General features: G+C 61.9%; 19 protein-coding genes. 15 read left to right on the top strand and 4 right to left on the bottom strand.

Annotated elements, in window-relative coordinates:
* Positions 1–3: 3 nt before the first annotated feature.
* Both CPI83_RS02700 and CPI83_RS02705 read right to left on the bottom strand, forming a co-directional pair.
* Positions 4–708: a FadR/GntR family transcriptional regulator gene (locus CPI83_RS02700; protein WP_019745713.1), complete on the bottom strand. Its 705-nt coding sequence runs from the start codon at positions 706–708 to the stop codon at positions 4–6.
* Positions 709–809: 101 nt separating this feature from the next.
* Positions 810–1,370 (bottom strand): QsdR family transcriptional regulator, encoded by a 561-nt coding sequence (locus tag CPI83_RS02705; protein WP_003943195.1) that lies wholly within the window; start codon positions 1,368–1,370, stop codon positions 810–812.
* Between the two features lie 158 nt (positions 1,371–1,528).
* Here CPI83_RS02705 and CPI83_RS02710 point away from each other — a divergent pair, with 158 nt between their 5' ends.
* From CPI83_RS02710 to CPI83_RS02735, 6 genes are all read left to right on the top strand, one after another.
* Complete coding sequence (locus tag CPI83_RS02710) at positions 1,529–2,500, top strand: phosphotriesterase (protein WP_019745711.1); 972 nt, start codon at positions 1,529–1,531, stop codon at positions 2,498–2,500.
* Between the two features lie 3 nt (positions 2,501–2,503).
* A complete protein-coding gene (locus CPI83_RS02715) occupies positions 2,504–4,159 on the top strand; it encodes an AMP-binding protein (RefSeq protein ID WP_097386736.1) in 1,656 nt (551 codons plus the stop codon).
* Positions 4,160–4,409: 250 nt separating this feature from the next.
* Positions 4,410–5,801, top strand: coding sequence for an MFS transporter (locus tag CPI83_RS02720; protein ID WP_019745709.1), 1,392 nt, complete (start codon positions 4,410–4,412; stop codon positions 5,799–5,801).
* Between the two features lie 68 nt (positions 5,802–5,869).
* The gene (locus CPI83_RS02725) at positions 5,870–6,544 is read left to right on the top strand and encodes a TetR/AcrR family transcriptional regulator (protein ID WP_019745708.1); all 675 of its coding nucleotides are present in this window, start codon (positions 5,870–5,872) and stop codon (positions 6,542–6,544) included.
* 38 nt (positions 6,545–6,582) lie between these two features.
* Complete coding sequence (locus CPI83_RS02730; protein WP_097386737.1) at positions 6,583–7,215, top strand: HAD family phosphatase; 633 nt, start codon at positions 6,583–6,585, stop codon at positions 7,213–7,215.
* A gap of 56 nt (positions 7,216–7,271) precedes the next feature.
* Positions 7,272–7,559 carry a putative quinol monooxygenase gene (locus tag CPI83_RS02735; protein WP_019745706.1) on the top strand — a complete coding sequence of 96 codons (288 nt, stop codon included), beginning with the start codon at positions 7,272–7,274 and terminating at the stop codon, positions 7,557–7,559.
* A 52-nt stretch (positions 7,560–7,611) separates the two neighbouring features.
* Here CPI83_RS02735 and CPI83_RS02740 read toward each other — a convergent pair whose 3' ends face one another.
* On the bottom strand, positions 7,612–9,132 hold the full coding sequence (locus CPI83_RS02740; RefSeq protein ID WP_019745705.1) for an AMP-binding protein: 1,521 nt from the start codon (positions 9,130–9,132) through the stop codon (positions 7,612–7,614).
* A 137-nt stretch (positions 9,133–9,269) separates the two neighbouring features.
* Here CPI83_RS02740 and CPI83_RS02745 point away from each other — a divergent pair, with 137 nt between their 5' ends.
* Entirely contained in the window at positions 9,270–9,950 is a 681-nt protein-coding gene (locus tag CPI83_RS02745; RefSeq protein WP_024487498.1) for a TetR/AcrR family transcriptional regulator, read from the top strand.
* Positions 9,951–10,040: 90 nt separating this feature from the next.
* On the opposite strand, the gene CPI83_RS02750 is transcribed toward CPI83_RS02745, so the two are convergent.
* Complete coding sequence (locus CPI83_RS02750) at positions 10,041–10,517, bottom strand: MaoC family dehydratase (protein WP_097386738.1); 477 nt, start codon at positions 10,515–10,517, stop codon at positions 10,041–10,043.
* A 158-nt stretch (positions 10,518–10,675) separates the two neighbouring features.
* Here CPI83_RS02750 and CPI83_RS02755 point away from each other — a divergent pair, with 158 nt between their 5' ends.
* From CPI83_RS02755 to CPI83_RS02790, 8 genes are read left to right on the top strand one after another with little or no spacing between them, the layout of a single operon-like run.
* Positions 10,676–11,497, top strand: coding sequence for an SDR family oxidoreductase (locus tag CPI83_RS02755; RefSeq protein WP_097386739.1), 822 nt, complete (start codon positions 10,676–10,678; stop codon positions 11,495–11,497).
* Positions 11,494–12,297 carry an enoyl-CoA hydratase-related protein gene (locus CPI83_RS02760; RefSeq protein WP_019745702.1) on the top strand — a complete coding sequence of 268 codons (804 nt, stop codon included), beginning with the start codon at positions 11,494–11,496 and terminating at the stop codon, positions 12,295–12,297. Before CPI83_RS02755 ends, CPI83_RS02760 begins: the two co-directional genes overlap by 4 nt.
* Complete coding sequence (locus tag CPI83_RS02765; protein ID WP_019745701.1) at positions 12,284–13,504, top strand: acyl-CoA dehydrogenase family protein; 1,221 nt, start codon at positions 12,284–12,286, stop codon at positions 13,502–13,504. Before CPI83_RS02760 ends, CPI83_RS02765 begins: the two co-directional genes overlap by 14 nt.
* Position 13,505: 1 nt before the next feature.
* Positions 13,506–14,288: an SDR family oxidoreductase gene (locus tag CPI83_RS02770; RefSeq protein WP_019745700.1), complete on the top strand. Its 783-nt coding sequence runs from the start codon at positions 13,506–13,508 to the stop codon at positions 14,286–14,288.
* The gene (locus CPI83_RS02775) at positions 14,281–15,315 is read left to right on the top strand and encodes a phosphotransferase family protein (RefSeq protein ID WP_029537145.1); all 1,035 of its coding nucleotides are present in this window, start codon (positions 14,281–14,283) and stop codon (positions 15,313–15,315) included. The genes CPI83_RS02770 and CPI83_RS02775 overlap by 8 nt, the downstream gene beginning before the upstream one ends.
* 45 nt (positions 15,316–15,360) lie before the next feature.
* Positions 15,361–16,119, top strand: a complete 759-nt coding sequence (gene fabG / locus CPI83_RS02780; protein ID WP_020909429.1) for a 3-oxoacyl-ACP reductase FabG — start codon at positions 15,361–15,363, stop codon at positions 16,117–16,119.
* A gap of 34 nt (positions 16,120–16,153) precedes the next feature.
* Entirely contained in the window at positions 16,154–17,347 is a 1,194-nt protein-coding gene (locus CPI83_RS02785; RefSeq protein WP_003943047.1) for an acyl-CoA dehydrogenase family protein, read from the top strand.
* A complete protein-coding gene (locus CPI83_RS02790) occupies positions 17,344–18,441 on the top strand; it encodes an acyl-CoA dehydrogenase family protein (protein WP_021345810.1) in 1,098 nt (365 codons plus the stop codon). Before CPI83_RS02785 ends, CPI83_RS02790 begins: the two co-directional genes overlap by 4 nt.
* Positions 18,442–18,452 lie beyond the last annotated feature (11 nt).

An 18,452-nucleotide genomic window follows, 5' to 3' on the forward strand; every position in this document is an offset into this window, starting at 1 on the left:
CTCTTAGGCGTCGAGCACACGCAACCGCCGTAAGACGGTGTCGATATTTGCTCGGGTTGCCGCTACCGCGGCTTCTGGGTCGGCGTCTTGAAGGGCCTCGACCAACTGATCATGGGCATGTGAGGTGTCGGGGACGCCGGCTTCGTGGGCCATCATCTCGACGAGGGATTCACGAAGGAGTGGACGCACCGACGTGAACAGCGAGAGTAGAACCGCGTTTCCGGACAACCGAACGACTTCGGTGTGGAAGTCGAGGTCGACGTCGACGAACTTTTCAACGTCACCCTCGAAATGACTGTGTCGCATGGTCAGTCGCCGCCGCAGGCCGTCGAGGTCCTCGGGTTGTACCCGCTCCGCGGCCAGTCTGGCGGCCTCGATCTCGAGTGCGCGACGGACTTCGAAGACCTCGAGGATCCTCGAGCGTCGAAGTAGTTTGGTGAATTCGTCGACGTGCTCGAGTTCGGACGCGGCAGCCACGAAGGTGCCGACGCCGTGTCGGACTTCGAGTAGTCCGTCGCGAGCGAGGAGGCGGATTGCCTCGCGAATCGAGGAACGCCCGACGCCGAGTTCGACGGCAAGGGCCGCCTCGCTCGGTATGCGCTCGGACGGCGCCCACGTTCCTTGCCTGATTCGCCCGCGAAGCAACTGTTCGAGTTGCGGCACCAGCGGACCACTGCGAAGTGTGAATCCTGTGTGGTCGTCGGACACGGCTTGCCTCTCGTGGGGGTACCGACAGCGTAACAACTCATCAGACGTCTGAGGACTCGGGTGGGCCGTGTGTCGGAGCAGTGCTCACGCAGTCGATACCGTCAGTTACGGGTGACGCCGAGGAGCAGTGCGATCAGGTCGAGGGCCGTCTCGATCTCCGCCTTTTCCCGCCCGAGTAGGGGGGCGTAGAGGTGTACGTCGCAGATGCGAACGAGAGCTTCGCCCAGCACTTGCGGCGAAAGCGTGATCGTCAGTTGGCCGGCGTCGACCTGGGACTGCAAGATTTCGGCGGTGATGGAGGCGGAGATCGATTCGATGGAGCCGGGCATCATCGCGAGTTTGATGAACACCATTGGTTCGCGTTTGGTCAGCGCTCGCAGTTCGGTCGACGATTCCACCGACCGCATGACGCGTCCGAAGACGTCGAGGATGTACTCCGGACCTTGCCCCGACGCCTGTGACATCGCCTTCCGGTATGTCCGTTCGGTGGCCTCGGCCAGCACTGTTCCGAGCAGTTCGTCGCGATTGCCGACCCAGCGGTAGAGCGTCGCGCGGCCTACTCCGAGACGTTCGGCGAGCAGTGACATGTCGAGTGGTTCCTCCGCGAGGTACATGCTCGCGGCGGTGTCGATCGCGCGTCGGCGTTCGAGGTCGGTAGGCATCGGGACATTCTCTCCGGTTGTCCGGTACTGCACAATTTCGGCGGTCGAACAGAGGTGGGCTTCGGGTGGCTCCAGCCTATTGACGAACCAAGCGACGTGAGACACACTAGCTCATTGTCTCATGTTAGTGATGGCGATCACAGTCAGGGGTTCGATCGATGAGTTCAGTACAAACCGTTCGTGGGCCGGTGGACACAGCCGATCTGGGAAAGGTGTTGATGCACGAGCATGTCTTCGTTCTGGGGGAGGAGATGCGTCAGAACTATCCCGACTACCCGGAGCCTTGGGACGAGGAGGCTCGAGTAGCCGATGCGGTGACCAAGCTGTCCGAACTGAAGTCGCGAGGGATCAGCACGATCGTCGATCCCACGGTCATCGGACTCGGTCGCTACATCCCGCGTATTGCGCGGATCAACGAGCAGGTCGATCTCAATATCATCGTCGCCACCGGTGTCTACACGTACAACGACATCCCGTTCCAATTCCATTACACCGGTCCAGGTTTGCTGTTCGACGTGCGCGAGCCGATGGTTGATCTATTTGTGAAGGACATCAAGGACGGCATTGCCGGCACAGACATCCGCGCGTCATTCCTCAAGTGCGCCATCGAAGAACCTGGTCTGACTCCCGGTGTCGAGCGTGTGATGCGAGCGGTCGGTCAGGCACAGGTCGAAACCGGGGTACCGATCACGGTTCACACGAACCCGCACACGGAATCGGGCCTCGTTGCGCAGAAGGTTCTGGCCGAGGAAGGTGCAGATCTGAGCAAGGTCGTCATCGGGCACTCGGGTGATTCGACCGACCTGGACTACCTGTGTGCTCTCGCCGATGCGGGTTCGCTACTCGGGATGGACCGTTTCGGTCTCGATGTTCTGCTCCCGTTCGAGGAGCGGGTGAACACCGTCGTGGAACTGGCCCGCCGAGGCTATGCCGAGAAAATGGTTCTGGCACATGATGCCTCGTGCTTCATCGACTGGTTCTCGAGTGAGGCCAAGGCGGCCGCAGTACCGAACTGGAACTTCACCCACATCAGCGATCAGGTCATTCCCACGCTGCTCGAGCGCGGCGTCACCGAGGATCAGATCAACACCATGCTGGTGGATAATCCACGTCGGTACTTCGAGAGCTGAGTTATGACCAACGTGTACGAGAGCAAGCCATGGCTCGCCAATTACGACGCCGACACTCCACCGAACGTGGACATCGAGCATGCCAACGCCCTCGCGATGTTCCGTGCGTCGCTGGAGCGCGATCGCACCGCCCCGATCATCAGGTACTTCGACAGGACTGTCAGCTTTGCCGAGCTCGACGAGATGTCGGACGCGCTTGCCGTAGCCCTCGCCGTGGACGGAATCGGGTTCGGCGACAGAGTTTCCTTTGTCCTGCAGAATGTTCCGCAGTTCGTCATCGCGACGGTCGCAGTCTGGAAACTCGGCGCTGTCGTCGTTCCGGTCAATCCGATGTACCGGGACCGTGAGCTGTCCACCGTACTCGCGGACAGCGGCGCGGTAGCAGTCATCTGTCTCGAGTCCTCGGCCGAGACCGTGGCGACTGCGTCCGAGGGCACCGAAGTGCGACGGGTCATCACCACGTCGGAACGGGATTTTCAGTCGCGCGACGATGAACGGATCTTCGGTTCGGCGTCCAGGATTCGTCATGATGGATTTCCGGACCTATTGGAACTGATCGAGGCTCATCGAGGACAGAAGCCCGAGAAGGTCGATCTGTCCCCGGAAGACCTTGCCTACCTTCCTTATACGTCGGGGACGACCGGCCCGCCGAAGGGGTCGATGAACACGCACGCAAATGTCGTGTTCGCAGCGCAGATCTATCGGGACTGGTTGGGGCTGCGCCCCGGCGGCGCGATGTTCGCGGTGGCGCCACTGTTCCATATCACCGGGTTGATCGGGCACGTCGCGGCTCCACTCCTGGCCGGCGCGCCCACGATTCTGACCTGCCGATTCCATCCCATCGTTGCAGCGGAGTCGATTTCGGAGCATCGGGCTACCGCGATCATCGGAGCGATCACGGTATTCATCGCGTGGACGGACAGCGCCGCAGTCTCGAGGGAATCGTTGAGCTCTCTCGAGTCGGTGTATTCAGGTGGCGCGCCGATCCCGCACGCGGCGTTGGAAGCGTTCCGGGCGAAGTTCGGTCACTACATTCACAACGGCTACGGGCTGACCGAGACGAACAGCCCGGCGATCGTGGTGCCGAATTCGCGTGAAGCGCCGGTAGATCCGGCGTCGGGGGCCGTTGCTGTCGGCGTTCCGGTATCGAATACGTACGCCGAGGTGGTGGACGAGAACGACAGGCCGGTACAGATCGGGGAGTACGGCGAGATCGTGGTCTCCGGTCCCCAGGTTGCACTCGGATACTGGAACAAGCCGGACGAGACCGCACATGCGATGCCGGACGGGCGTTTTCACACCGGCGACATCGGATTCATGGACGGCGACGGTTGGTTTTACATCGTCGACCGGATGAAGGATCAGATAAATGCCTCGGGCTTCAAAGTGTGGCCACGCGAAGTGGAAGATGTTCTCTACGAACACCCTGCCGTACGAGAGGCTGCCGTCGTCGGTGTCATGGATCCGTATCGCGGCGAAACCGTGAAGGCCTTCGTGTCTTTCAAGGACGGTGCCGAGGCGACCACCGAGGATCTGGTCGAGTTCTGCAAGGAAAGGCTTGCAGCATACAAGTATCCACGCATCGTCGAGGTCATGAATGACCTGCCGAAAACAGTGAGCGGCAAGATTCTTCGTCGTGAACTGCGGGTACCGAACTAGATCTGCCTGACAAACGAATTGCCGGCCGCCGACAAGGTGAGCCGGCCATTCGTCGTGGTGATCGGCGAGCATCGATAGGGGATTTAGTCCCTTATGCGGCAATGCATTTCAGTGATTGACATCACTCTTTTTGTATCGCAGACTGATCGCAACGCCATAGAGTTGAAGTTGGTGTCAGTTTCTACTTCTGGCCCGGTTTCACTTCTCAACTCCCGGCGCGACGAGCGTCCGACCCATCGAGGAGTAACCCATGACGAGATCGGCAGTGGATTCGAACACGCAGGCAGGGGGCCTGTCCGATCAGGAACGGAAGAAGAAGAAAGCGCACCGCAAACTTCTCGGCGCGGGACTGCTCGGCAGTTCCATCGAGTGGTACGACTTCTTCTTGTACGGAACGGCTGCGGCACTGGTCTTTCCGCATGTGTTCTTCCCCGATTCATCCGCACTGATGGGCACATTGCTCTCGTTCAGTACGTTCTGGGCCGGCTTCGTTGCCCGCCCCATCGGCGGTTTGGTCGCCGGACACTTCGGCGACAAGTACGGACGCAAGCCCGCCGTCGTCACCTGCCTGTTGCTGATGGCTGTCGCGACATTCCTGATCGGCGCGATTCCGAGTGCGTCGGCAATCGGCGTCGTCGCTCCGATTCTTCTGGTGACACTGCGATTCATCCAAGGTCTCGCCTGCGGTGGCCAGTGGGGCGGAATCGTCCTTCTCCTCACCGAATCCGCGAGTCCCAAGAAGCGTGGATTCTCAGGCACTTTCGGTCAGATGGGTGTCTCGTTCGGTGTAGTGCTGGGCAACCTGGTCTTCCTCGTCGCGACCGCGACCATTTCCAACGAAGCATTCCTGAGTTGGGGTTGGCGGGTTCCGTTCTTCGCCAGCGCGCTGCTCTTCCCCGTGGTTCTGTACATCCAGACGAAGGTCGAGGACACGCCGGAATTCCTCGAGTTGCAGGAAGACGCCAAGAAGAACCAAAAGGACGTCGTCGTTCAGGCTCCACTGGCGCAGGCGCTCAAGGATCACTGGCGCAAGATCCTGCTTGGCTGCGGACTTCTGGCCGCCACCAATGCACTGTTCTACATCAGCATTGCCGGCGTACTCAGCTACGGCACAACCGAACTGGGGTTGAAGCGGAACTCACTGCTCATCATCTCGCTCCTGAGCGCGTTGCTGACAGTCGGCGTGGTGCTGTGGTCCGGGAAGATGTCCGACAAGATCGGTCGTCGTCCGATGATCCTGATCGGCGCCGCGGCGATCGTGGTCTGGGCATTCCCGTACTTCTGGTTGATCAACACCAAGTCCCTGCCGCTGTTCTTCATCGCAGTCACGGTCGGCAGCGTGTTCCAGTCGATGACCTACGGGCCTATCGCGGCATACATGGGTGAACTGTTCGCACCCAACGTGCGCTACTCGGCAGCATCGTTGGCCTACCAGTTGGCTGCGATCACGGTCAGCGGCGGCACCCCGTTCATCATGACAGCACTTATCGCGAAGACCGGAACCACGACATGGGTTGCCGTGTTCGTGGCACTCATGGGCTTGGTGACCTTCTTCAGCGCTTGGGTGCTGAAAGAGACCAACCCGAAGGAAGTTCGGGACGATCCGAACGCAATTCCGGGCGCGCACCTCTACGCCAGGTAATACCTTCGGTCTCGAACAGGCGCCCGCTATCGGTCACCGGTAGCGGGCGTCTGACGTATAACTGGAGCATGGCTGCAGCACGCACAGGCTCCGAAGATGCTTCGTCGACAGTGTCACGGGAACTCCCCTCCACTCAGCGTGGTTTGCGTACGCGTCGAGCGTTGATCGATGCGGCTCGCACCGTCTTCGAACGGACCGGTTATCTGGACTCGCGTCTGATCGACATCACGGTGGAGGCGCAGTGCTCGGCCGGTACGTTCTACACCTACTTCGCAAGCAAGGAGGAGATCTTCGCGGCTGTGATGGAGCTGGCGCGCGAAGACATGATGCATCCGGGCATGCCGCACACTCCGAAAGGAGCGGATCCCGCTGAGGTCATCGCGGCGAGCAACCGCGCGTACCTCGAGGCGTACCGACGTAACGCGAAGCTGATGGGACTGCTCGAGCAGGTCGCAAGTATCGATCCGGAGTTCCGGGTTCTCCGCCTCGAGCGTGCTGACGCGTTTGTTCGACGCAACGCGCGCAGTATCGAGAAGCTGCAGAAAGCCGGTCTGGCGGACGCGAACCTGGATCCGCTACTGACGTCTCGGGCACTCTCCGGGATGATCAGTCGACTTGCGTTCGGGTACTTCGTATCCCGTGGCGGCGAGGACGGCGCCGCCGGAGTGACCTTCGATGGTCTGCTCGATACGGTCAACCGGTTGTGGATCAATACTTTACAATTCTCGCTGCGCCAAAACTGATGTTGACGCCGGGTTCATGTTTGGTGTCTGATGGAGCAATGACACCTACGCGTACGGCAGTGCTCGTCGATTTCGGTGGAGTTCTCACCTCCAGTGTTCTTCAGGCCTTCGAAGATTTCGGGGCCTCGCTTGGGGGAGACCCACGACTTCCGTTGACCCTGCTCTCCCGCGACGACGTCTCGAAGAGGCTGCTCTCCGATCACGAATCCGGAAAGATCGACCAGGAGGCCTTCGAGGCCGGATTCGGAGAACGTCTACGAGCGCACGGCGCAGTCGTCGACAGCGTTGGATTGGTCGACCGTATGCAAGCCGGGCTGATTCGAGACGAGGAGATGGTGCGTCTGCTCGCAGACGTGCGGGCGGCGGGACACCCTGTTGCGCTCGTGTCCAATGCTTTCGGGCGTGATTGTTATGCGGGGTTTGTTCTCGAGGACCTGGCCGACGAAGTGGTGATCTCCTCGGAAGTCGGGATTCGTAAGCCCTCTCGTCAGATCTACACCATCGCGTGTGAGCGCCTGGGCGTCGCGCCCGAAGATGCCGTGATGATCGACGATCTGCAACAGAATCTCGACGGTGCGGCACGATTGGGGATCGCCGGCATTCTCCACACCGACGCGGAAAGCACTCGCAGGCAATTGGCATCGACGTTCGGACTACTGCCCACGCAGTGAAACTGTAGGTTTCTCGGTAACACTCGAATACTGCTGGAACACTTTTGGAGGAACGAATGATTGCTGTCATCGCGGATATCACCGTCAAGGACGGAAGCGGCGAGCAGTTCGAAGCCGTAATCGCCGAACTTGCGGAAAAGGTGCGCACGGAGGAGCCCGGAACGGTTCTGTATCAACTGATCCGATCGAAAACGGATGCGAATTCCTACAAGTTCATGGAGCTGTATCAGGACGGTGCTGCCATCAAGGCTCACGGAACGTCCGAGCATTTCCAGGCTGCAGGAAAGGCGATGGCGCCCTTCCTCGCCGGCGCCCCGCAGATCGAGTACTTCGACGCTCTCTGAGCGAGTGAACAGGTGAGCCCCGGCGAAATCTGGCCGGGGCTCACCTGTGTTTTCAGTTCTGCTTCTGGGCGAGGAGTTCGGTTCGGTCGATCGATCGCTTGAGGATCTTTCCCGTCGAACCCTTCGGGAGTGCGTCGATGAACTGGACGACTCGGGGAATCTTGTAGGCGGAGAGACGTTCCCGAGCCCACGAAGTGACGGCGTCTGCTTCGAGGTCGGAGCCTGGACGCACGGCCACCACTGCGGCAACTTCCTCCCCGTAGTAGTCGTCGGGTATGCCGATCACTGCGGCTTCGATGATGTCGGGGTGCTGGTAGAGCACCTCTTCGACCTCGCCCGGATAGACGTTGTATCCACCACGGATGATGAGGTCCTTCACTCGGTCGACGATGCGAAGGTCCCCGTCGGGATCGGTCTCACCGAGGTCTCCGGTGCGGAACCATCCGTCGTCGGAAAGAACGGCGGCAGTGTCTTCAGGGCGCTTCCAGTAACCCTTCATGACCGTCGGTCCTTTGATGAACACCTCGCCCACTGTGCCTGCCTCGCAAACATTTCCGTCGTGATCACGCACCTCGACCTCGGTGCGCGGTACGGCGCGGCCGGTGTATCCGATCTTTGCGACGCGGTCGATGCTGTTGAATGTCCCGAACGCGCTCGTCTCGGTGAGGCCGTAGCCCTCGAGGATCGTGCAGTTGAACCGTGCTTCGAAGGCACGAGCGACTTCACCGGGAAGTGATGCGCCACCGGAGATTGCGATCCTGAGTTGTTCGAAGTCGGAGCTGTCCACATCGGCGGCGGCGTGCAGCATGGCATTCCACATGGTGGGGACACCGGCCATGATGGTGAGCTTGTCCCGGCGGACCAGGTCGAGCATGGCAGCGGGGTCGAACCGGGCGAGCAGGGACAGTGATCCGCCGCCGGTGAAGGTTGCCATCATGACCGAACCCTGGCCGAAGATGTGAAAGAGCGGCAGTCCGGTTCCGGTGCGGTCCGAGGGGTTTCCGCGGCTGCTCTCGGCGCCGATCTCACCGGCGGACAACAAATTCCCGACGGTCAGCTGAGCGCCCTTCGGGCGTCCGGTGGTGCCGGAGGTATAGAGAATCGCCGTGGTGTCTGTTGCTTCACGGTCGACCACAGTTGCGGGTGCATGATCGGCCTTCGCCGACTCTTCGGTGAGTGTCCACACCGGGACGCCGCGCGCGCTCCCTGCATCCTGGACTGCGGGACCGAGCTGATGCCACGCGATGGCCAGGGAAATCTCCGCGTCGTCCAGAACGTACTCGACTTCGGGTTGCGCCGACATCGTGTTGATCGGTACCACGACACAACCTGCGGCCTGAATTCCCATGTACGCCACGACGAATTCCGCTACCGACGGTGCCGCTAGGAGAACCCGATCGCCTACGCTCAACCCGGCGTCGCGAATGCGGCCGGCGAACGCCAGGGATGCGTCGTGGAGCTGCCGGTAAGTCCAGTGTTCATCCGTGCCGCGGATCGCAATGCTGTTTCGAATTGCGATGTTGTCCGGTGTGACTTCCGCGTGACGGGTCACCGGGTCGAGAACGCTAACCATGGTTCTGCCTTTCGGGAGGAATCGACCGATTGTGTGTCCTGGGTCTCACCAGAGCGTACACTTGAATCCGGCGTCAACATCGAGTCTGCTGGGATTGTCCCGAAATGATGTTGGCTCGGAAGGATGGGGAGCGCACCGTGCTCGATGACGAATCGCGAATTGCCGCCCTGCCGGTGGCTCCGCCTGCGCTGCTCCGAGATCGGCCCACCACCGAGCGGGGAACCCGCACGCGCGCAGCGCTGATTGCCGCTGCCCGCACGGTATTCGAGCGTAGTGGCTATCTCGATGCCCGTCTGATCGACATCGCCAAAGAAGCCGGCTGCGCGACGGGATCGTTCTACACCTACTTCGCGAACAAGGAAGAGGTCTTCGCCGCCGTCCTCGAGGTCGCGCGAGACGACATGATGCACCCGGGCATGGGACGCGTGGCGGGCGCAGACGATCCGTACGCCGTGCTCGAGGCAAGTAATCGAGCGTATCTGGCGGCGTATCAACGCAATGCGAAATTGATGGGGCTGATGGAGCAGGTTGCTCACATCGACCCGGAGTTCCGAAAGTTCCGCAGCGAGCGTGCCAATGCGTTCATACGCCGTAATGCCCGCGGGATTGCAGATCTGCAGAGTCGTGGTATCGCGGACACGACGCTGGATCCAATGACAGCGTCAATTGCTCTGTCCGGCATGGTGAGTCGGCTCGCCTACAGTCTGTTCACCCTCCATGAGGGTGAGGTGGACGGGCGTTCGCCGGAGTTCGATCAGATTGTCGCCACGGTGACAGACCTGTGGGCTAACGCGCTGAAGTTCCCTGACCGATCCTGAAGCGGCAGGTCGCCCCGGCCGTATCGACGTTCGAGCGGCCGGGACGTGCCGAGTCTTGTTTCAGCTTTTCTCTAGTCAGCTTTTCTCTGTTCAGCCTTTCTCGACGACGCGAGCGACGGATTCGGCCACGACGACTGGCTTGTCGGAACCTTCGCGCTCAACCACCTGGCTCATCTTCACCTGGATTCCGCCGGGCAACTGCTCCGCGGACACAACGGTTGCACGCATGCGGACCCGGGATCCCACGGGAACCGGAGCGGGGAAGCGAACCTTGTCGTAGCCGTAATTGAGGCTGTGCGCGAAGCCGTCGAAGTGGATGAGTTGGTAGGAGAACTGTGGGCCCAGCGAGAGGCTGAAGAGTCCGTGCGCGATGGTGCTGCCGAGCGGGCTCGATGCGGCTCGTTCCGGGTCGACGTGAATCCACTGATGATCGTTTGTGGCCTCGGCGAACGCGTTGATGCGCTCCTGGGTGATGTCGTACCACTCCGTCGGGCCAAGTTCCTGGCCGATGAGCTTCTCGAGCTCGGCGAAGGTGGACGGGCGGACGGGCAATTGGTTTTCAGTCATCGTTGATCCCTTTACTCGCAGTTCAGGAGGACGGAACGGGCCGTTCGGGTGACCGTCGCGATTCGACGGTTGAAACTGACGCCGGATTCAACTATACATGAGGGGAGACGTGGATCACTGTCAGCGCGTAGGTATGACGCAAGCGAGAGGAATCGCTCATGAAGGTTGCCCAGAAGGTAGCAATTGTCACCGGTGGCGGCGGGGGGATCGGCGGTGCGTTGGCGCAGCGACTGGCCGCAGAGGGCGCTCGCGTCGTAGTAGCCGACCTCGACGGGGCGGCAGCTTCGGCAGTGGCAGAGGCGATCAACATGGAGCATCCCGGCGCAGCAGTGTCTGCGGGTGGCGACGTCTCCGACGAGACGGTCATTGCGGGCCTCATCGCGCAGGCGGAAAAGGAATTCGGCCCGGTCGACCTCTACTTCGCCAATGCCGGCGTCACCGGAGGCATGGGCCTCGACATCAGTGAGGACGTCTGGGACACGACGATCGACGTCAACGTTCGCGCCCACATTCGTGCCGCCAGGCTCCTCGTCCCTGGTTGGGCCGAGCGCGGGGAAGGCTACTTCATCAGCACTGCCTCTGCTGCCGGCTTGCTCAGTCAGGTCGGGTCCGCCGCGTACTCGGTGACCAAACATGCCGCGGTCGCGTTTGCCGAGTGGCTCTCGATCACCTACGGAGATCAGGGCGTTCGCGTCAGTTGCCTGTGTCCGATGGGTGTCAACACCAAGCTTCTCTACGAAGGCGAGAACTCCGGCGATCCGGTCGGCAAGGCCGCAACCGGGGCCGTGCTTGCGGCAGGCAATGTTCTCGAGCCTACTGAATGCGCCGAAATCGTTCTTGCCGCAGTAGATGCCGAGGAATTCCTCATCCTTCCGCACAAGAACGTTCTGGACATGTACCGGCAGAAGGGCGCCGACTACGACCGTTGGCTGCGCGGGATGCGCCGGTATCAGGCGTCGCTGCTCGCGGGAACGCGATGACCGAGGAACTCGTCCTCTCCGAGCAGAGAGGAGCGGTGCTGGTCCTGACATTCAATCGGCCCCGCGTTCTCAACGCGTGGACCAACGAGCTCGAAGATCAGTACTACGACCTTTTGGCCGCAGCAGACGAAGATCCCAGTGTCCGAGCAATTGTTGTCACCGGCTCCGGTCGAGGATTCTGCTCGGGGGCTGACCTCGGCAATTTGAAGAACGTCGGCGACGTCTCCGAAAGTGATCTTGTCCGACCACGGGACCGTGATTTCCCGACCACCGTTCGCAAGCCGCTTATCGCTGCCGTCAACGGCGTCGCCGCAGGGCTCGGAATGGTCGAGGCTCTGTACTGTGACGTTCGTTTCGGTTCGAGCGCAACGCGATTCACTACCGCGTTCGCGCGTCGAGGCCTGATTGCGGAGTACGGCATCTCCTGGATGTTGCCCCGCTTGGTCGGTCACAGCCGAGCAGTCGATCTTCTGCTTTCCAGCCGGATGGTGGATGCCGACGAGGCGTACCGTATCGGTTTGATCGACCACCTGGTCAGCGGCGGTGACGTTCTGGATGCGGCGATTGCTTACGCCGAGGACATCGCGGCCAACTGCTCGCCGACGTCCCTCTCCGTCATCAAATCTCAGATGAGTGCCGACGCGCACTCGACCTTCACCGATTCCGCCAGGCGTGCGGAATCGCTGATGCTGAACGCATTTCACGGCCCGGATGTCGTCGAGGGCGTCAACAGCCATCTCGAACATCGAGCCCCCAATTTTCCTTCCCTCTCTGTCAGGAGTTCACATGTCAGTGTTTGAGTTCTCGGATCGCACCAAGAAGTACCAGGCCGAACTGCTCGATTTCATGGACAAGCACGTTTACCCGGCCGAAGCGGTCTACGAAGAGCAGATGCGTGAGTCCGGTAACCCGCACTTCCAGCCGCCGATCATCGACGACTTGAAGAAGGAAGCCAAGGCGCGCGGGCTGTGGAACCTCTTTCACCCGCATCCCGAATGGGGCCCCGGGCTGACCAACCTGGAATACGCACCGCTTGCGGAGATCATGGGCCGCAGCCACCTGGCTTCCGAAGCCACCAACTGCGCCGCTCCGGACACGGGAAACATGGAGGTGCTCACGCTCTTCGGCACCGACGAGCACAAGGAGAAGTACCTCAAGCCGCTTCTCGAAGGCGAAATCCGTTCTGCTTTCGCGATGACCGAGCCCGAGGTTGCCAGTTCCGACGCCACCAACATCCAGCTTCGTATGGACCGTGACGGCGACGAGTACGTACTGAACGGCCGTAAGTGGTTCGCTTCCAACGCTTTGCACCAGAACTGCAAGGTTCTGATCGTCATGGGCAAGACCGACTTCAATGCCGCCACCCACCGTCAGCAGTCGATGATGGTCGTTCCGATCGATGCTCCCGGCGTCACGATCCTGCGCAACCTGCCGGTCTTCGGCTACCAGGACCGCGAAGGACACGGCGAGATCACTTTCGAGGACGTGCGCGTCCCGGCCAAGGACATTCTCGCCGGCGAGGGCGAAGGATTCGCGATCAGCCAGGCCCGCCTCGGCCCCGGCCGCATCCACCACTGCATGCGTGCAATCGGAATGGCCGAGCGCGCACTGGAACTGATGTGCAAGCGCGCATCCACCCGCATCACCTTCGGAAAGCCCGTCAGCGACAACGCGAATATCCAGGACTGGATCGCCGAGGCTCGTATCGACATCGAGATGGTTCGACTCCTCACGCTCAAGGCCGCACACATGATGGACACGGTGGGCAACAAGGAAGCGCGCACCGAGATCGCAGCCATCAAGGTTGCAGCGCCGAACATCGCGCTCAAGATCATCGACCGCGCCATCCAGGTTCACGGCGGCGGCGGCGTCACGGACGACTTCCCGCTCGCGATGGCTTACGCCCACATGCGCACCCTTCGCCTGGCTGACGGCCCGGACGAGGTGCACAAGCGCGCCATCGCCAAGCAGGAACTGCGCAAGTACCGCGAAGTCAAGGCGAACTGACATGGCAGGACTGGATCTCACCGGTAAGACGGCAATCGTCACAGGCGCATCGCGGGGCATCGGCCTCGCGACCGCGCAGGCGATTGCGGCGGCGGGCGGAAACGTCGTACTGACCTCGCGCTCACAGGAATCCGCAGATGCGGCTGCCGCGCAGGTGAACGGCAACGCGATCGGCGTCGGCGCTCACGCGACGGACGAGGATGCTGCCAGCAAGTGCGTCGAGCAGACGATCGAGCGTTTCGGCAGTCTCGACATCTTGGTGAACAACGCGGGCACCAACCCGTCGTTCGGGCCGATCATCAACCAGGATCACTCGCGCTTCGCCAAGACCTTCGACGTCAACGTGTGGGCTCCAGTCCTGTGGACCGGCCTGGCAGCGCGGGCCTGGATGGGCGAGCACGGTGGTTCCGTGGTCAACACCGCCTCGATCGGCGGCATGGCATTCGAGGCCGGGATCGGTACGTACAACGCGTCGAAGGCTGCTCTGATCCACATCACCAAGCAGTTGGCGCTCGAGTTGTCACCGAAGATTCGTGTCAACGCCGTTGCTCCGGGAGTGGTGAGAACCAAACTCGCCGAAGCTCTGTGGAAAGAACATGAAGAAGCGGTGTCCGCGTCGACCGCTCTCGGACGCATCGGTGAACCCGAGGACGTGGCCGCTGCCATCGCCTTCCTGGTTTCGGATGCAGCCCAGTGGATCACCGGCGAGATCATGACCATCGACGGTGGCCAGTTGTTGGGTGACGCACTCCCGTTCCGGCAGGGAGCGTCCGTCGGTGGCTAGCGTCGGAGTAGTGGGACTCGATACCGAAGCGGTCACCGGGTGGATAGCAGGCCTGGGGATCGACTTCACCGGGCCGTTGTCCTTCGATCGAATCGGCCTGGGGCAGTCGAATCTCACGTACCTGGTTCGCGATCAAGACGGCAATCGCTGGGTGCTACGACGCCCACCTCTGGGGCACCTGCTGGCCTCGGCTCACGACGTGGCGCGCGAAGCTCGAATCCTGAGCGCTCTCGAATCCACCGACGTGCCTTCGCCGCGAGTATTCGGGTTGACCGAGGATCCAGCCGTCACCGAAGTTCCGCTGCTCCTCATGGAATTCGTGGACGGCGAAGTGGTGGACCGAATGCCTCTTGCGGAGGCGTTGTCGGAAGATCGTCGCCGGGCAATCGGAATCTCGCTCGCTCAGACGCTGGCGAAAATACACGCCGTCGACCTCGGGAAGGCCGGTCTCGACGACCTGGCAAGCCACAAGCCTTACGCTGCACGGCAGCTGAAGCGCTGGGGCGGACAGTGGGAACAGTCGAAGACGCGGGAATGCCCTGACCTGGACGATCTCACCCGACGTCTCATTGCAGCTCAGCCGGCTCACACCGAAACCACGTTGGTGCACGGCGACTTTCACCTACGCAACGTGATCACCTCCGCTGAGAACGGCGAAGTTGTCGCGGCCCTCGACTGGGAACTCTGCACACTCGGTGATCCGTTGGCCGATGTCGGAAGCTTGTTGGCGTACTGGCCGGCGGCAGGGGAGGACACTGGTGGCGATTTCCCGGCGTCAGCGCTCCCGGGATTCCCTTCGCGAGAGGAGATCTCCCGGATCTATCTCGAGGCCACCGGACGGGATCCGGCTGCGCTGAAGTTCTGGCACACCTTGGGGCTGTGGAAGATCGCCGTGATCGCCGAGGGCGTGATGCGTCGCGCCCGCGACGAACCGCAGAATGCCGCCGAGAGCGGAACTCCCACCGTGGAACGTATTGACGCCTTGGTAGCCAAAGCCAGGGAAATTGCAGATCAGGCCGGGATCTGACGAGATCGTCCGGTGTCCGTCGAATCACGAAATTATGGAGGGCCAGTGAGCCAGGAACGTAGAACCGCAATTGTCACGGGTGCAGCACGCGGAATCGGTGCGGCAGTGGCCAAGCGACTGTCGGAAGACGGCTTTGCCGTTGCCGTGCTGGATCTCGACGAAGCAGCGTGTGCCGGAACCGTCGACGCGATCAAGGCCGCAGGCGGCCAAGCACTGGCCGTGGGCGCTGACGTCTCCGACGAGGCTTCGGTTGCTGCAGCGGTGGATCGTGTGGCCGCAGAACTCGGTGCACCTACCGTGCTGATCAACAATGCCGGCATCACTCGCGACAACCTTCTCTTCAAGATGAGCGTTGCCGAGTGGGATTCGGTGATGAACGTCCATCTGCGCGGAGCGTTCCTCATGTCGCGTGCGGTGCAGAAGTACATGGTGGAAGCGAAGTTCGGCCGCATCGTGAACCTCTCGAGCACGTCGGCTCTCGGCAACCGCGGACAGGTCAACTACTCCGCAGCCAAGGCCGGCATGCAGGGATTCACCAAGACATTGGCCTTCGAATTGGGCAAGTTCGGCGTCACCGCCAACGCCATTGCCCCCGGATTCATCGAAACCGAGATGACCGCCGCAACGGCTGAGCGCATGGGAGTCGGCTTCGAGGACTTCAAGACCGCTGCCGCTTCGCAGATTCCGGTCAACCGCGTCGGTCAGCCCGAGGACATCGCGCACACCGCGTCGTTCTTCGTCAGTGAAGGCGCGGGCTTCGTTTCCGGTCAGGTCGTCTACGTCGCCGGTGGACCCAAGGACTGACCGTCCGCTCACCGCTCGAACCGAAGGAATGGGCATGGCTTTCGACGAAGAGGCAGTATCGCGTGATCTCACCGAAAAGGTGAACACGCTTCTCGCGGAGAACGATCCGAACAGTGTGTCGGTGTCGGATTTCCTCGGCGCACGATTCGACGCCGGACTGGCGTGGGTTCATTTCCCCGAAGGTCATGGGGGACTCGGTGTACCGCAGAGCTTTCAGCGTCAGGTGAACGCTCAGCTGGAGGCCGCCGGCGCACCCGGCCCGGCCACCGGCAAGAACGGCATCGGACTCGGCATGGCGGCACCGACCATCGCCGCCTTCGGTACCGAGGAGCAGAAGCAGAAGTTCCTGCGCCCGTTGTGGACTGCGGAGACGGTCTACTGCCAGCTGTTCAGTGAACCGGGCGCAGGGTCGGACCTCGCGGCCGTCGCTACCCGCGCCGTCCGCGACGGCGACGACTGGATAGTCAACGGGCAGAAGGTATGGACGTCGGGCGCGCAGAATGCGCAGCTGGCGATTCTCGTGGCCAGGACCGATCCGTCACGTTCCAAGCATGCGGGTCTGAGCTACTTCATCTGCGACATGACCGACCCGGGCGTCGATGTCCGGCCGCTGCGTCAGATCACCGGCGAGGCCGAATTCAACGAGGTATTCCTCACGGACGTCAGGATTCCGGACGCCAATCGCCTCGGAGCCGAAGGCCAGGGGTGGAAGGTTGCGACCACCACCCTGAACAACGAGCGTGTTGCCATCGGTTCGGGCGCACCGCGTGAGGGAGGCATGATCGGAAAGGTCGCTCAGGCCTGGCGTGACGAGCCCGAGCTGCGTAATCCGGCGATGCACGACGAGTTGATGCGGCTCTGGACCGAATCCGAAGTTGCGCGTCTGACCGGTGAGCGACTGCGCCAGCAGCTCGCCGCCGGCCAGCCTGGCCCCGAGGGCTCGGGAATGAAGCTCGCGTTTGCCGGTTTGGCTCAGCAGATTTCGGGTTTCGACCTCGAGCTGCACGGCGAAGCTGGTCTGCGCTATGACGACTGGACGCTGCGTCGACCGGATTCCGTCGACTTCACCGGGCGTGAACCCGGATACCGGTACCTGCGAGCCAAGGGCAATTCGATCGAGGGCGGAACGTCGGAGATCCTGCGCAACGTCATCGCAGAACGTGTACTCGGGTTGCCGCCCGAGCATCGCGTCGACAAGGACATCGCCTGGAAGGACTTACCCCGATGAGCGCCGATCTGCTGTACTCCGAGACCGAACAAGATCTGCGAGCCAGCGTCAGACGACTGCTGAGCGAGCGGGCCGGCGCCGACACCGTGGTCACGGCGTACGACGACGTGTCCGCCGACTTCACCGGGCTGTGGAAGTCGCTGGCGTCGGAACTCGGTTTGGCGGGACTGCTGGTACCCGAGGAACTGGGCGGGGCAGGTGCGTCGACGCGTGAGGCGGCGGTCGTGATGGAGGAGATCGGACGTGCGGTCGCTCCCGTTCCGTTCTTCACCAGCGCGGTGCTGGCGACGACGGCGTTGCTGAAGGCCGGCGAGACCGAGGTGCTCGGTCAACTGGCAGCGGGGGATTCGACGGCTGCTCTGGTCGTCCCGTTGTCCACTGCACCAGGAACTTTCACACCTACTGTCAAGGTAACGGCGAGTGGACTCGTCGGCAGCGTCACGACGGTTGCCGGCGTCGCCGAGTCCGATGTTCTTGTTGTTCCGGTTGCCGGTGAGAGCGGCCTGGAGCTGCACACCGTTCGGATCGCCGACGCTACCGTCACGCCGGTTCTGTCCCTGGACATGACGCGCCGATTGGCGGACGTCGAGTTCTCGGGGTCGTCGTCGGTGCGGGTCGACAGCGGCAATGCGGCGCAAGCGGTCGAGGAAGCGTTGCTCTGCGGAAGCGCACTTCTGGCGTCCGAACAGTTCGCTGTAGCTCAGTGGTGCCTCGAAACGACTCTCGCGTATGTGAAGGAGCGCAAGCAGTTCGGCCGGGCGATCGGTTCGTACCAGGCGATCAAGCACCGCCTCGCCGATCTCTGGCTCGAAGTCAGCTCTTCGGGAGCGGCAGCACGATATGCGGCGGACACCTACGCGCGCGGCGACGCCGATGCGGCGATCGCAGCGACGGTGGCCCAGGCATTCTGCAGCGGCGTCGCGGTTCATGCTGCGGAGGAATGCGTCCAACTCCATGGTGGTATCGGAATGACGTGGGAGTATCCGGCGCACCTGTACCTCAAACGGGCGAAGAGCGATCAGCTGTCGCTGGGAACCGCGTATCAGCATCGGGCACGCCTCGCCGAGTTGGTCGACCTCCCGATCTCGTCCTGAAACTCACCCAC

The sequence above is a fragment of the Rhodococcus sp. H-CA8f genome (assembly GCF_002501585.1).
GTDB lineage: Bacteria > Actinomycetota > Actinomycetes > Mycobacteriales > Mycobacteriaceae > Rhodococcus_F > Rhodococcus_F erythropolis.